The sequence below is a fragment of the Niastella sp. sgz303648 genome (assembly GCF_059587045.1).
Genome location: NZ_JCAPSW010000003.1, coordinates 850021 through 865153, shown reverse-complemented (window position 1 = coordinate 865153; position 15133 = coordinate 850021). Strand labels below are relative to the sequence as shown.

The 15133-nt window shown below is 43.6% G+C and carries 12 protein-coding genes; 11 read left to right on the top strand and 1 reads right to left on the bottom strand.

Translation table 11 applies throughout. The features are described from left to right. Window positions 1-163 precede the first annotated feature (163 nt). The 8 genes from AC59IL_RS12590 (at window position 164) to AC59IL_RS12555 (ending at window position 10166) form a co-directional block, all read left to right on the top strand. Complete coding sequence (locus AC59IL_RS12590; protein ID WP_496552480.1) at window positions 164-988, top strand: penicillin-binding transpeptidase domain-containing protein; 825 nt, start codon at window positions 164-166, stop codon at window positions 986-988. Between the two features lie 412 nt (window positions 989-1400). Further along, entirely contained in the window at window positions 1401-2402 is a 1002-nt protein-coding gene (locus AC59IL_RS12585; RefSeq protein ID WP_496552479.1) for a VWA domain-containing protein, read from the top strand. After that, complete coding sequence (locus AC59IL_RS12580) at window positions 2399-3016, top strand: tetratricopeptide repeat protein (protein WP_496552478.1); 618 nt, start codon at window positions 2399-2401, stop codon at window positions 3014-3016. Before AC59IL_RS12585 ends, AC59IL_RS12580 begins: the two co-directional genes overlap by 4 nt. Before the next feature lie 192 nt (window positions 3017-3208). After that, on the top strand, window positions 3209-5590 hold the full coding sequence (locus AC59IL_RS12575; RefSeq protein ID WP_496552477.1) for an ABC transporter permease: 2382 nt from the start codon (window positions 3209-3211) through the stop codon (window positions 5588-5590). A gap of 126 nt (window positions 5591-5716) precedes the next feature. Further along, window positions 5717-7723, top strand: coding sequence for a (E)-4-hydroxy-3-methylbut-2-enyl-diphosphate synthase (gene ispG, locus AC59IL_RS12570; RefSeq protein ID WP_496552476.1), 2007 nt, complete (start codon window positions 5717-5719; stop codon window positions 7721-7723). Window positions 7724-7875: 152 nt separating this feature from the next. After that, window positions 7876-8838 (top strand): helix-turn-helix transcriptional regulator, encoded by a 963-nt coding sequence (locus tag AC59IL_RS12565; RefSeq protein ID WP_496552475.1) that lies wholly within the window; start codon window positions 7876-7878, stop codon window positions 8836-8838. Window positions 8839-9079: 241 nt separating this feature from the next. Next, entirely contained in the window at window positions 9080-9568 is a 489-nt protein-coding gene (locus AC59IL_RS12560) for a DinB family protein (RefSeq protein WP_496552474.1), read from the top strand. A gap of 100 nt (window positions 9569-9668) precedes the next feature. Then, window positions 9669-10166, top strand: a complete 498-nt coding sequence (locus AC59IL_RS12555) for a GyrI-like domain-containing protein (protein ID WP_496552473.1) — start codon at window positions 9669-9671, stop codon at window positions 10164-10166. Between the two features lie 97 nt (window positions 10167-10263). Here the strand turns inward: AC59IL_RS12555 and galK are convergent, their stop codons facing one another. Next, window positions 10264-11409 (bottom strand): galactokinase, encoded by a 1146-nt coding sequence (galK, locus tag AC59IL_RS12550; protein WP_496552472.1) that lies wholly within the window; start codon window positions 11407-11409, stop codon window positions 10264-10266. A 60-nt stretch (window positions 11410-11469) separates the two neighbouring features. On the opposite strand from galK, the gene AC59IL_RS12545 reads away from it, so the two are divergent. The 3 genes from AC59IL_RS12545 (at window position 11470) to nadB (ending at window position 15015) form a co-directional block, all read left to right on the top strand. Continuing rightward, window positions 11470-12432 (top strand): aldose 1-epimerase, encoded by a 963-nt coding sequence (locus tag AC59IL_RS12545; RefSeq protein ID WP_496552471.1) that lies wholly within the window; start codon window positions 11470-11472, stop codon window positions 12430-12432. A gap of 19 nt (window positions 12433-12451) precedes the next feature. Then, the gene (locus AC59IL_RS12540; RefSeq protein WP_496552470.1) at window positions 12452-13243 is read left to right on the top strand and encodes a hypothetical protein; all 792 of its coding nucleotides are present in this window, start codon (window positions 12452-12454) and stop codon (window positions 13241-13243) included. A gap of 164 nt (window positions 13244-13407) precedes the next feature. Further along, the gene (gene nadB, locus AC59IL_RS12535) at window positions 13408-15015 is read left to right on the top strand and encodes an L-aspartate oxidase (protein ID WP_496552469.1); all 1608 of its coding nucleotides are present in this window, start codon (window positions 13408-13410) and stop codon (window positions 15013-15015) included. Window positions 15016-15133: the final 118 nt, after the last annotated feature.

Sequence of the window (15133 nt, the reverse complement as noted above, 5' to 3'; positions counted from 1 at the left end):
TCAAGATGCCGTCAGGCATCAAATGTTGGTAGAAAAATGATAGGGTTTTAATAGAGTCCCGGAGGAACGAGACCCGGAGAGATTATTGGGTGCTTTTTCATTTTCAAATTTTCAAATTCTCAAATTTCCAAATTAGCGCTTTACTTTTGCGCAAATTTCAGCTATGCTTAAATGGATTACAGCCGGTTGCCTGATCGCCGTTGCCCTTACAGCCTGCTCGCCCAATAATGTTACTATCGATAATAGCCTCAAAAAATTCTTCGATCAAAATAAAGTTACCGGTTGTTTTGGCCTGTTCGACAATGGCCAGGGCCGTTTTACCGTATACAACCTGCCCCGCTATAGCGATAGCGCTTACCTGCCCGCCAGCACCTTTAAAATCGTAAACTCGCTTATTGGCCTCGAAACAGGCGCCACACAGGATACCAATACTGTATTTAAATGGGACAGTGTTCCTTTTCCCCGTGAAGAATGCAACCGCGATATGACCATGTGGGATGCGTTTCGCCTGTCGTGCGTGCCCTGGTACCGCCAGCTGGCCCGCCGCATTGGTCAACCCAATATGCAACACTGGTTAGATACTTTGGGATATGGACGCCGGTACGACACGTTTAAAATAAAGAATAACCTCGATATGTTCTGGCTCGATAACAGTGTTAAAGTTACTGCCGATGAACAGCTGGGACTGGTAAAAAAATTATACTTCGATCAGTTGCCGTTCCAGAAAAGATCACAACGTATTGTACGCAGCATGATGCTGTGGGAACAAAATGCCAACTACCGCTTAAGCTATAAAACCGGCTGGGGATACAAAGAGAACGGCAATTCAATCGGCTGGATCATTGGATGGGTTGAAGAAAACAACCACCCGTATTTTTTTGTATTACAAATTGAAACGCCCGATAAAAAAGCCGATGTTGCCGCCATCAGAATTAAAATGCTGAAAGACATTTTAAAGCAGTATGGCTTTTTTAACGGCAAAAAATAATCGTCATAATTTTTGCCACAAATATTTCTGCGTCCCGCCTGCGGCGGGACGTTTTTTTGCCACAGATGCCACAGATGAGCACAGATGAATTTCGATTCTTAAACTAATAGCTGGCAGAAAAATTTTTCCTTACAAAAATGCGAAGCTTTTTATCCGTGGTCATCTGTGAAATCCCGCCACAGCGGGATATTCAATTAAGCCGCCTTCGGCGGCATAACCATTTCGGTGGTACACAATGAAATTCCGCGTTATGCGTTACACCCCTCGCCCTCAACGTTTTGTTAATTTGGTTTAATTATTGCTAATACACAGCCAACCAGGTGCATAACCCCTTTTAGCATTGCGGTTTTTATTAATTTGCACATTGGTTGTTTTTCAAATTAGCACATTATCTAATTATCACATTTGCATTTTGGCATTCCGTTTTCAACATATCGAATATCTCGTTGCCCTGGCCGTGATTCCGCTGGTGGTTATTTTATATGCACAGCTGTTATACTGGAAAAAAAATACTGCCAAAAAAATCGGCGATCCAAAACTGGTTCAGGCGCTCATCATTAATTATTCGCCCGTAAATTTTCTGCTCAAATTCCTGTTTTTTATTGTTGCCCTCACTGCCATTATTCTGGCCGCTGCCAATCTGCAACAGCCGGGAGCTATGGATAATGTACAACGCAAAGGGGTAGACGTGGTCATCGCTATGGATGTAAGTAAAAGTATGCTGGCCGAAGATATAAAACCCAACCGCCTCGAACGTGCAAGGCAACTGGTATATAAATTAATGGACCAGTTACCGAACGACCGCGTTGGTTTGGTATTATTTGCCGGTCGCGCTTACCTGCAGATGCCGCTTACTACCGATCATGGTGCTGCCCGCATGTATATTCAGCAGGCCGGGCCCGAAGTAGTTCCTACACAAGGCACGGTTATATCTGAAGCGCTGCGCGCCAGTAATTCGGCCTTCAACAGCAAGGAAAGAAAATTTAAATCGATTGTACTCATCACCGATGGAGAAGATCACGATCCACAGGCTGCTCAACTGGCGCAACAACTGGCGGGCAGCGGAATTATGATCAATACCGTAGGCATTGGTTCTGCCGAAGGCGCTCCCATTATGGACCCGGCTACCAATGAATATAAAAAAGATGAAACCGGTAATACCATTGTGTCGAAATTAAACGAAACAGAATTGCAGCAACTGGCCGGCGCCACAAAAGGCGTTTATGTAAAATTAAATGATGTTGATGCTGCAGTAAATGCCATAACAAAACAGTTAAACACTATTGAATCAACGTCGCTCGATGACAATGCATTCAGAGATTATAAAAATTATTTTCAGTGGTTTTTGGCCATTGCACTTTTATTGCTGATCGTTGAATTCTTTTATCCGGAAAAGAAATTAAAAACAGCTTGAAAAACTTTTTCTACATAGTATGCCTGACAGTACTTCCTGCGGTGGCAATGACGCAAACCGAAAATGCCGCTATACGTGCAGGCAATAAGCTGTACCACCAGGGCCAGTTCGATAAAGCGCTTCCCGAATACCAGAAGGCCGTTGAACAGAATCCGAAAAATGCTGTTGCACGATACAATCTGGCCAATGCCCGTTACAGATCCACCAAATATGATGAAGCCGAAAAATCGTTCGATGAAGTAATTGATAACACAACCGAAAATAGTTATAAAGAAAAAAGCTATTACAATAAAGGGGTTGCATTATCAAAACAACAAAAGCTGCTTGAAAGTATCGATGCATGGAAAAATGCATTGAAGCTCGATCCAACAGATGAAGATGCCCGTTTTAACCTGCAAAAGGCATTAACAGAGCTGAAAAAACAATCGCAACCCAAAGAACAAAAACAGCAACAGCAAAAAAAGCAGCAACAAAAACAAAAACAGAACAACAAGCTCGATAAAAGAAAAATTGAGCAATACTTAAAATCGCTTGAACAAAAAGAACAGGACGTTCAGCGAAAAATACAGCAAAACCGCTCCCGGTCAGTTACCCAGCCTGAGAAAGACTGGTAACAAGATTAGTTTAATTTTCATCCCGCTCAAATTTGAACAGTGATTGTATCAAAACCGCACAATTTAATATTGTAATTTCAGCAATAATTTGTTGAGTAATAGGCAAGTAACAAAATGGCATGAGTCGTGAATGATTGCATGAGCGAGCCTATGCTATGCGCTGAATCATATCCATTTAAAAAATTGCCTGCTATGATTTCAAATTACGTTAAGATCGCGTTCCGCAACCTGCTCAAAAACAGGTTTTCTGCCTTATTGAACATTGGTGGTTTAGCCGTAGGCATGGCCGTAACCATGCTAATCTGTTTATGGATCTACGACGAATTAACCTATAATAAAAACCATAAGAACTACGACCGTATTGCCGTGGTGATGCAACACCTGATTAACAATGGCCAAACAAATACCTGGAATACCTCACCCTACCCATTAGCTGCCGAGTTGCGCAAAAATTATGGCAGCGATTTTAAATATGTTGTACTATCGAAAAAAGAAACCCATATTCTAAATTATGGCGATAAAAAACTTTCCCGATCAGGCGCCTTTTTTGAGCCTGGTGCTACAGAAATGTTATCGCTTACCATGCTCAAAGGTTCAGCGAACGGCTTAAAAGATCCTTCATCTATCCTTCTTTCTGCATCAACGGCCGATGCCTTTTTTGGCAATACCGATCCTCTCGACAAGGTGATAAAGATCGACAATAAAATCCCCGTAAAAGTAACGGGTGTATACAAAGACCTGCCCCATAATTCATCATTCAACGATTTGCTTTATATAACGCCCTGGCAATTGTATTACAACAGTAACGAGTGGATAAGAACGATCCCCGATCCCTGGCGGCCCAATGCCTTTAACATTTACACTCAACTGGCCGATAACGCCGATATCAATAAAGTATCCATAAAAATAAAAGATGCCAAACTCAAAAATGTAAATAAAGAACTGGCCAAAAAGAAGCCACAACTTTTTTTACAGCCCATGAGCAAATGGCGTTTATATGCTGACTTTAAAGACGGTATAAACACAGGCGGCAGAATAAAATATGTTTGGATGTTTGGGACCATAGGCTTGTTTGTGTTACTGCTGGCCTGTATAAATTTCATGAACCTGAGCACCGCGCGTTCCGAAAGGCGTGCGAAAGAAGTTGGTATCCGTAAAGCAATCGGTTCATTGAGATGGCAATTGATCGGGCAGTTTTTTTTAGAGGCGGTAGTAGTCGCCTTCTCTTCATTCCTGTTATCGCTTTTATTAGTACAGTTGAGCCTTGGCTTCTTCAATGAAATAGCCGATAAAAGCATGTCGGTTCCCTGGAGCAATCCCATGTTCTGGCTGCTGGGTATAGGCGTTAGTATAATTACAGGTATAATTGCCGGAAGTTATCCTGCTTTGTATTTATCATCGTTTAATGCTGTTAAAATATTAAAAGGAACGTTTAAAGCCGGTCCCTGGGCTGCCATACCACGCAGGGCTCTGGTGGTATTTCAGTTTACGGTTTCGGTTATGCTGATCATTGGCACCCTTATCGTTTTCAGGCAAATTCAATATGCAAAGAACCGCCCTATAGGGTACGACAGCAACGGTTTGATTACAGTAACCAATTTTACACCCGACATTCAAAATCATTTCAACGCTGTAAGAAATGAACTGCTAAAAACAGGCGCTATCGTTTCAATGGCCGAGGCCAGCGCTCCAACCACTGAAATTTATTCAACCACCAGCGGTATTAAATGGAAAGGAAAAGATCCTAACCAGTCGATCGATTTTCCCAACCTCGGTGTTTCATACGAATATGGCAAAACCATTGGCTGGCAGTTTAAAGAAGGACGTGATTTTTCGAAAGACTTTGCTGCCGATTCATCATCTGTTATCCTTAATGAAGCCGCTGTACAATTTATGGGTTTACAAAATCCGGTGGGCGAAACCATTCAATGGTTCAATCAAACGTTAACAGTAATCGGCGTAGTGAAAGATATGATCATGCAATCGCCCTATGAACCGGTGCGGCCAACTGTTATTTATCTTGGACTGGGCAAATTTGATTGTTCAATTATTAAAATCAACCCTTTTTTAAATGCCGGTAAGGCAGTGGCGCAAATTGAAAAAGTTTTCAAAACATTCAACCCTTCACAGCCTTTCGAATACCGGTTCATTGATGAAGAATACAATAAGAAATTCGATAATGAACAACGCATAGGCAAACTGTCGGGTTGCTTTGCCATACTGGCCATTTTTATCAGCTGCCTGGGCCTTTTTGGTATGGCATCTTTTATGAGCGAACAACGAACCAAAGAAATCGGCGTACGAAAAGTTTTGGGCGCTTCGGTATTCAATGTATGGCGTTTACTTACCAAAGATTTTGTAGTGCTGGTGATAATTTCTTTCTGCATTGCTACACCCCTCGCGTATTATTATATGCAAAACTGGCTGCAGGATTTTCATTACCGGGCCGAAATATCGTGGTGGATCTTTGCGCTGGCCGGCCTGGCCTCGCTGGTCATCACTTTAATAACAGTAAGTTTTCAGGCAATAAAAGCCGCCATTTCTAACCCTGTTACGTCATTACGGAGTGAATAAGGACTGGTACGGTGTTCCGGGGAATTGAGATATGTGGTAAATCGTATCCTGCAAATCCCACAAATCCCATAATCCCAGTCGTTTTGTTGTAATTTTGCAGACATTTTGCAAAATTCAACCTATTATATGCAGCTTTACTGCGAATCGTTAACTGAATATAAAAGACTGGCAACCCGCGAAGTACGTATCGGCGATCTGTTGCTCGGCAACTTTCACCCCATTCGCGTTCAAACCATGACCACTACCGATACCATGGATACAATCGGTACCGTGGAACAAAGTATCCGTTGCATTGAAGCCGGCGCCGAACTGGTTCGCATTACCGCACCCAGCAAAAAAGAAGCTGAAAATTTACTCGCTATAAAAAATGAATTGCATAAAAGAGGCTACAAAACACCTCTTGTTGCTGATATTCATTTTACACCCAATGCCGCAGAAATAGCTGCCCGTATAATTGAAAAGGTTCGCGTGAACCCGGGTAATTATGTTGATAAAAAGAAGTTTGAACAAATTGATTATACCGATGCAGAATATGCCGAAGAAATCGACCGCATTCGCGAACGCTTTACACCGCTGGTAAAAATCTGTAAAGAATATGGCACTGCCATGCGCATTGGCACCAATCACGGTTCGCTCAGCGATCGTATCATGAGCCGCTATGGCGATACGCCAATGGGCATGGTCGAAAGCGCCATGGAATTTTTGCGTATTGCACGCTACGAAAGCTATCACAATATTGTGCTGAGCATGAAAGCCAGCAACCCGCAGGTAATGGTGCAGGCCTACCGTTTGCTCGTAAATGTAATGATGGATGAATTTGGTGAATGTTATCCATTACACCTCGGCGTTACAGAAGCAGGCGACGGTGAAGACGGCCGCATTAAATCGGCCATTGGTATTGGCTCATTGCTCGAAGACGGACTGGGCGATACCATTCGCGTTTCATTAACCGAAGATCCTGAGTTTGAAATACCGGTGTGCCGCGATCTGGTGAAGCGATATGTGAACAGGCAAGCGGCAGGCAACCCGCCAGCCGGCGGGGATGGGAGTATTCCTGAAATTATTAAGCTACCATATTCGACTTTTGAATACAGCAGAAGGAATACACAGTCGGCATCTAACATCGGTGGTAAAAACGTGCCTGTGGTAATTGCCGATTTCATGAAAGCCAAAAGTATCAGTTATGATGATCTGCAGCCGATTGGTTATACCTACGATGCTGCAAGCGATAAATTCACCATCAGCGATGGCGCAGCCGATTACATATATACCGGTAAAAAAGTGCTTGACATTGCATTGCCCGGAACGCTGAAAGTCATTTGCGATTACACAACCTGGTTACAGGCAACGGATAAAGAAAAATATTATCCTTTATTTCAATCAACCGAATACCTTAAAAATACCGATCGCTCGGGCATTTTGAATTTTGTTGCCATCGATGTAAATACACCGGCTTCGCAGGAGTTGTTACAGGCTATCCGAAAAGACAGGTCGGTTGTTCTTTGTGCCTGGTCGTCGCATCCGCATGCCATGCCATCGGTTCGCCGGTATATTATTGAGCTGATGAACCAGGACATTAATTGTCCGGTGATACTGGCAGTAGAAAGTAACGACACCACCATCGACGAACAACTGATCCATTTTTCAACCGACAGCGGTTCGTTGCTGCTCGATGGCCTCGGCGACGGTGTATGGCTGATGAATGAACCTGACAAAATTCAAAACCAAAAAGTAAGCGGACGTACTTACCTCGAAACAAAAAACAATCATCAGTTTATCAATAACACGTCGTTTTCGATATTACAGGCTACCCGTACCCGCATTTCAAAAACAGAATATATTTCATGCCCTTCGTGCGGCCGCACCTTGTTCGATCTTCAGGAAACCACTGCTAAGATCCGCTCGGTTACACATCACTTAAAAGGTGTGAAAATTGCCATCATGGGTTGTATTGTAAACGGCCCCGGCGAAATGGCCGATGCCGATTTTGGCTATGTAGGCAGCGGCCCCGGCAAAATCACATTATATAAAGGAAAAGAAATTGTAAAGCGAAACGTTGACAGTGCCATTGCTGTTGAAGAATTGATTAATTTGTTGAAGGAAAACGGAGCGTGGGTGGAGAAAGCTGTTTGATTACTGAATGGTTCTGTTTGATTGTTATATGACCGTATTTCAGGCAGCCTGATTATCGGTAACCTGCTGCATAGTAGGGTTCAACAACCATCTAACTATCAAGCCATCAAACCATTTAAAACTTTAAAGGCCTAACTATAAACAATTACTGCGTGAATCGAATAGACAGACTACACGCTATTTTAACTCACCTGCAAAGTAAAAAAAGGGTTACGGCGCAGGAAGTGGCCGATCGCTTTAACATCAGCTTACGAACAGTATATCGCGATGTAAAAGCATTGGAAGAAAGCGGCGTGCCGGTTATTGGCGAAGCAGGCAGCGGTTATACAATTATGGAAGGTTATCGGCTGCCGCCTGTTATGTTCTCGCAGGAAGAAGCGGCGGCTCTGTTGCTTGGCTCAAAATTGGCCGAACATCTGGCCGATGCATCGGTAAAAAAGCATTTCAACGCAGCACTGTATAAAATAAAAGCGGTTTTACGCGCCACCGATAAAGAGCATGTTGACCAGCTCGACGATCACATTGCCGTAATAAGCCGAATGCCATCGGTTGATTCAGATGGCCGCTATCTTGTAGATCTGCAAAAATCGCTGGGCGACAAAAAGGTAATTTATATCCGTTATCAATCAGGCGAAGAAGCGGTAACCGAACGTAAATTGGAGCCTATCGGATTATGCTATTACGGACAGGCATGGCATCTGATCGGCTGGTGTAAACTTCGCAATAACTACCGCGATTTCAGGGTAAGCCGCATTCAGCAACTGCAAATAACCGATGAAGTATTTGAAGCCGATTCGCATCCTTCGTTACAGGAATATTTGCAGGCCATGATCAGCAGTTCAGACCTGAAGGAAATAGTGCTGCGATTCGAAAAAAAAGCAGCCCGCTACATCGGCAATCAAAAATATTATTACGGGTACGTACGCGAAGAAGATGAGGGCGAATACGTGCGTATGCATTTTGTTACTTCTCATCTCGAATGGTTCGGCCGCTGGCTACTCATGTATACCCATTACGTTACTATCGAATCGCCCGAAGCGCTGGTAACAGTTATGAAAGAATTGACCGAAGAAATCAAACAGCATTATTTGCCGGTTGAGCAGCAAAGCGATTAAATACTTACTGAAGACCATCAATACTTTCTACTCCGGATTCCTGCTTAATCATACTTTGATAATTCGTAGGGTCAAAAACCCACTGGCCGGCACCAAAGCCCGCCCGTACCGAACGGTACGTTCGGGCAGGCATCCTGGTCATCAAATAATTATTTTCTATTTTCTACTTCCTGCTGACATAATGTTGTCACTACCCGCCTGTTATTTTGTTCTTCTGCTTCACATTAAAAATTTAACAAGCATGTTACGCACTATCAACGACTTTCTCGACGGGTGGAAATATGAAAGCGACGCCACCCTTAAAATTTTCAATAACCTCACCGATGAATCGCTGCAGGTTGCCATCCCCGGCGGTCGCACCCTCGGCCGGCTGGCTAATCATATTGTTGAAACCCTTACCGAAATGCCGCAACATATGGGTTTGCCGATTAAAGAAGAATATGTCAATTACACTTCGGTTCAGGAGCTCGTAACGCATTATAAAAAGAACGCCGATCAGCTGGCAGCCGCTGTAATGGGCAACTGGACTGACGAAAAACTGGAAGAAGAAAGGAACATGTACGGCATGACCTGGAAAAATGGATTTTCTTTATGGGCATTGCTATTTCATCAGGCACATCACCGGGCGCAGATGACCGTGCTGATGCATATGGCAGGTTTAAACGTACCGGGTATATACGGGCCCAGCAAACAGGAATGGCTGGCCTGGGGTAAAACGCCACTGGAGTAAACGCTGAAATCTGAAGTCGGAAGTGATCAGACCTCCGGCTTCACATCCCCTGATGTCTGAATCCATCCAACTCATTCGTCACTTTATTAAAAAGAAACATATGCACATCAAAACATATCCGCCGCTAACGGTATTATGCAGTACGCATCAAACAACTATACAACAGTTGCATCAGTTTGGCGAGGTTATGGCCGAGCTATACGCCGAAGCAGGCAGAAAAAGTTTTATCAACGGACCGCTGCATTGGATCTACCACAATATGAGTGGAGAACCAGATGAGTTGTTTACGTTTGAAATTGCCATACCCATACGAAAGCCATTTAAGTCATCAAAATTTGAGATAAAGGAGTTAGACTTTTTTAAAGCCATTACTTTCCCGCACGAAGGGCCATGGGAACAATTACCCGGCAGCCATGCTCAGATCATGGAACGCCTGGCCGGGCATCATATACCGGTTACCAATGAGTGCCGTGAAGTGTTTTTAAATATCAACTTTATGCAGCCCGAAAAAAATATTACCGAAATACAGATCGGTGTTACCCCTGAAATTAAAATCAGGAATTATACTAAAAAGCAGCTGATACCTTTATATGTTTGAATGATGGTTTGATTGTTAAATTGTTTGATTGTTCTGAACCTGAATTTCAATCAGTAATTTAAACACTTAACAGCCTAACAATCAAACCATCAAACAATCAAGCAATCACTTTAGTACCATCTTCTATTTGAGTAACATATACTTCAGGCGTTTTCTTAAATAAACCATTAAACGCTTCCTGAATTTTTTGGGTGAAGGAGGCTACCGCTTCTGTTTGAACGATGTTAATGGTGCATCCGCCAAAGCCACCACCCATCATGCGGGCGCCGGTTACACCGGTAATGGTTTGTGCTCTTTCTACCAGAAAATCCAATTCGGTACAACTCACCGAATATTTTTTGCTCAATCCCTCATGCGTGGCATACATGTATTTGCCAAAAGCGGTGAGATCATTTTTTTTCAGCGACTCGCAGCCTGCCAGTAATCTTTCTTTTTCATATACCACATATGAGCAACGGTCAAATACGATGGCAGGTAATTCATCTTTATGTTGCAACAGTTGCGCAGGTTCAACATCACGCAAAGAAGCTATGCCGGGATAATGTTTTTGTAATATCGCTACCCCTTCTTCACACTGCTGACGGCGAACATTGTATTCGCTGCCGGCCAGCGAATGGCTCACCATACTGTTTACCAGCACAATTTTATATCCCGGAAAATCGAATGGAATGTATTCGTATTCCAAACTACGGCAATCGAGCTTCATCACATGCCCTTGCTTGCCATGCAAACTGGCAAACTGGTCCATGATACCGCATTTTACACCAACGAATGTATGTTCGGTTTTTTGTCCTATAAAGGCCAGGTCCATACGGCTGAAACCCAGTTGAAACAATTCGTTCAGCGCAAATCCATACGCCGAACACAGGGCGGCCGATGAGCTCATACCGGCGCCTACGGGAATATCGCCGTCGATCAGCACATCAACCCCGCTTATTTGTTTTCCTTTCTGTTGAATATGGTAGGTAACCCCCAGCAGGTAATTCATCCAGCCTGTACGAGGTTCAATATCATTTATTGAAAAAGAAGATGATTCGTTAAACTGGTTGGCAAAAACATTGATCGTTGTGGTGTTGTTGGGAGCAATCGCTACATAAATTCTTTTATCCACAGCTCCCGGCAAAACAAATCCGTTATTGTAATCTGTATGCTCCCCAATGAGATTTACCCGTCCCGGCGCACCGATAATCAGCGGTTCCTTATTAAACCTTTCTCTGAAAACCTGTTGTAATTTTTTGATCATGATACTGTCGTTATATGAATTAATTTTAAAAAATTATTCTTTTGCAAATAAATTGAAAATATGAGCTTTAGAGTTTCCCGCTTTTCGAAGGATGGTTTGTCATTTGTCGGGCTGCAAGATAATGCAACAAATACAATCATTACAATTCTACCTGAATATGGAGCCTTATTACATGGATTTGAAATACCCGTTGACAATGAACGCCTGAATATTATTGACAATTATTCTAACCGGGAAGATGTTGAAAAATCGCTCGCCTTATCGTATAAAAGCAGCAAATTGTCGCCCTTCGTATGCCGGCTGCGCGATGGCAAATACAAAATGGATGGCGAAGATTTCGAAATCACTACCAAATTCCACGACGGCAATGCCATTCACGGATTATTGTATAATAAACAATTTAAAATCGTAGATCAGTTTGCCGATGACAATATGGCGCTGGTGACTCTTAAATATCATTACAAACGCGAAGATGCCGGTTACCCGTTCGATTATTTGTGCGAAGTACGATACACGCTGCTACCTCAAAAAATACTGCAGGTTGAAACCATTTTATTGAACCTTGATAGTGAACCTATTCCGCTGGCCGATGGCTGGCACCCGTATTTTCAGTTGGGAGGAACGATTAATGACTATGAATTTCAATTCAGTTCAGATACTATGGTAGAATTTGATCAGCGGTTGATTCCTACCGGAAAGCTGGTGCCCGATGGGTCCTTCGCCAACCCGGCCGTAATCGGAAACCGCGAAATGGATAACTGCTTTGTTTTACAACCGGTTGAACAAAAACCCTGCTGTATATTATACAATCCACATAACAGTGTTTGGTTATCAATTTTCACCAATAACCGGTATCCCTATTTACAGGTATATACGCCGCCCCACCGCAAAAGCATTGCTATTGAAAATCTTAGTGCTGCGCCCGACTGTTTTAACAATGGAATGGGGCTGCTGATGCTGCCGCCTAACAGTTCGAAAACATTTACGGTTTGGTATCAAACGGGTGTGGCTGAAAACGTTTAACTTGCCCAAAATACTTGTAATGAAGAACACAAAGTACCTGAAATATGTTCTGTCAATAGCCCTCTGCGTTTTTTTTGCCGGTTGCTATGAGGTTAATGAAGAAATCGAGATCAACGCCGATGGCAGCGGCACCTATGTTACCAAAATGGATATGGGCCAGCTGATAGATATGATGCAAACGTTTGCAGGTGAAGAAGAATTGACCAAAGAGGGATTAGACAAAGTGATCGATACCACTATTTTAATGAAAAGCATGGTAGATACGGCTAAAGATGTTACCGCCGAACAAAAAGAACTGATGAAAGACGGTAAAATGAAGCTGCAGATGAATATCAAAGAAAAGGTATTCAAAATGGATATGAATTTTCCGTACAAAAATTATAACAGCCTGCAACAGTTAATGAGCGGTCAGGGTGGCAGCGGCGCCGGCTTAACCAATGTTTTTAAAAATATGTTCGGTAATAAAGGTGGCGCATCGGCCGATCAGCCTGGCGCCCCCACCGGTCCCGACATGGGTGATATTGCCGGAATTTATGATGTTACCATTAAAAACGGGTTGATCAGCAAAAAAGTAAATGCTGCAAAATTCAAAGCATTGACCGACCGGCCCGAAATGGCACAGGTAAAACAAATGAGTGGTTCAGGCATGGAAATTTTGTACACCACCACCATTAAATTACCCCGTGCCGCCAAAAAAACCGATAACCCGATGATCAAATTATCCGACGACAAAAAAACAGTAACCATGAAATACAATCTGCTCGAGTTACTGGATACGCCGGAAAAATTTGCGTATACAATTGAATACTGAGCATACTGAGCGTAGTCGAAGTATTTGCGCAGTCATTCTGAGCGCAGTCGAAGAATGAGCCTCAAACACCGTCCGACCGGGTCATCCGGGCGGGCACAAACTACTAACCCCAAACTGTACTAAATCTTTTTCAGGTACGTTTGACGTTTCGGAACCCAATATTTATGCAAACTGATTTTCTTGTTATCGGATCCGGTATTGCCGGAATTACTTTTGCGCTAAAAGCAGCTCAAAAATTTCCCGATAAAAAAGTGCTGATCATCACCAAAAGTCAGGCCGATGAAACCAATACCAAATATGCCCAGGGCGGTATTGCAGGCGTTACTGATTTTGAAAAAGACAGCTTCGAAAAACATATCGACGATACCCTCATCGCCGGGGATGGACTGTGCAACCGGCAGGTGGTTGAAATTGTGGTAAAAGAAGGCGTTGACCGCATTCAGGAAATTATTGAATGGGGCGCTCAGTTCGATAAAGAATCCGACGGCGATTATAAACTGGGTAAAGAAGGCGGACACAGCGAGTTCCGCATCCTGCATCATAAAGACATTACGGGTAAGGAAATGGAGCGCGCCCTGTTGGAAGCTGCCTCCCGCTATCCGAATATCGAAATCATCAAACATTGTTTTGTTGTTGACCTGCTTACCCAGCATCACCTCGGTTATCTGGTTACAAAATCTACTCCGCATATTGAATGCTACGGCGTATACGTGTTGAACCTGGCCACCAACCAGATCGAAAAAATTCTGGCCGGCATAACGGTATTGTGCAGTGGCGGTAACGGACAGGTGTATCGATCTACCACCAACCCCAATATTGCCACCGGCGATGGCGTTGCCATGGTGTACCGCGCCAAAGGACGTATTGAAAATATGGAGTTCATCCAGTTTCATCCAACGGCATTGTACGAACCGGGCGTTCGCGGCCAATCGTTCCTGATTTCCGAAGCAGTGCGCGGTGATGGCGGCATTCTGCGCAACAAAAACGGAGAGGCGTTTATGGAACGCTACGATCCGCGTAAAGACCTTGCGCCGCGTGATATTGTGGCGCGCGCTATCGATAGCGAAATGAAGATCACCGGTACCGAGCACGTATACCTCGATGTACGGCATATCACCACCGATAAATTCATTGAGCATTTTCCCAACATTTATGAAAAATGTAAATCAGTTGGCATTGATGTTGCCACACAACTGATACCGGTAGCGCCGGCCGCACACTATAGTTGCGGCGGTATAAAAACCGACGAATGGGGACGAACATCTATAAAAAATTTATATGCCGCCGGCGAATGCGCCAGTACCGGTTTGCATGGCGCCAATCGCCTGGCCAGTAATTCACTGCTCGAAGCCATGGTATTTGCACATCGTTGTTTTATTGACGCAGCAGAAAAAATTAAAACCAGTACGATTACCCTTAGCGGGTTAACGCTGCCCGACTGGGTTGCAACAGGTACCACACAACCCAAAGAAATGATCCTGATTACCCAAAGCTTAAAAGAATTGCAGCAGGTAATGAGCGATTATGTGGGTATTGTTCGAACAAATATTCGTTTGGAACGCGCTGCCAAACGCCTTGATCTGTTGTGGGAAGAAACAGAAGCGTTGTACCAGACTACGGCCCTGTCGCCCCAGTTGGGCGAATTGCGTAATATGATCACCGTGGGTTACCTGATCGTGAAATGCGCCCAGTTTCGCAAAGAAAGCCGTGGACTGCATTTCAATACCGATTATCCGTATAAGAGTTCGCTGGTGCAGAATATTGTGTTGTAGCTCGTGCTAAAATAAGTCTCGCAAAGGCGCCAGGGCGCTAAGTCTTATTTTTTTGTATTTCTTTGCGGCTTTGCGTCTTTGCGAGAGATTTATTGATTACTCAGTATTTTCAAAATAA

Bases quoted from the DNA above. Each gene is read 5' to 3' on its own strand.
- AC59IL_RS12545 (WP_496552471.1), top strand. From the start codon at position 11,470: ATGAGCTTTAGAGTTTCCCGCTTTTCGAAGGATGGTTTGTCATTTGTC.
- AC59IL_RS12575 (WP_496552477.1), top strand. From the start codon at position 3,209: ATGATTTCAAATTACGTTAAGATCGCGTTCCGCAACCTGCTCAAAAAC.
- nadB (WP_496552469.1), top strand. From the start codon at position 13,408: ATGCAAACTGATTTTCTTGTTATCGGATCCGGTATTGCCGGAATTACT.
- AC59IL_RS12540 (WP_496552470.1), top strand. From the start codon at position 12,452: ATGAAGAACACAAAGTACCTGAAATATGTTCTGTCAATAGCCCTCTGC.
- galK (WP_496552472.1), bottom strand. From the start codon at position 11,409: ATGATCAAAAAATTACAACAGGTTTTCAGAGAAAGGTTTAATAAGGAA.
- AC59IL_RS12555 (WP_496552473.1), top strand. From the start codon at position 9,669: ATGCACATCAAAACATATCCGCCGCTAACGGTATTATGCAGTACGCAT.
- AC59IL_RS12560 (WP_496552474.1), top strand. From the start codon at position 9,080: ATGTTACGCACTATCAACGACTTTCTCGACGGGTGGAAATATGAAAGC.
- AC59IL_RS12590 (WP_496552480.1), top strand. From the start codon at position 164: ATGCTTAAATGGATTACAGCCGGTTGCCTGATCGCCGTTGCCCTTACA.
- ispG (WP_496552476.1), top strand. From the start codon at position 5,717: ATGCAGCTTTACTGCGAATCGTTAACTGAATATAAAAGACTGGCAACC.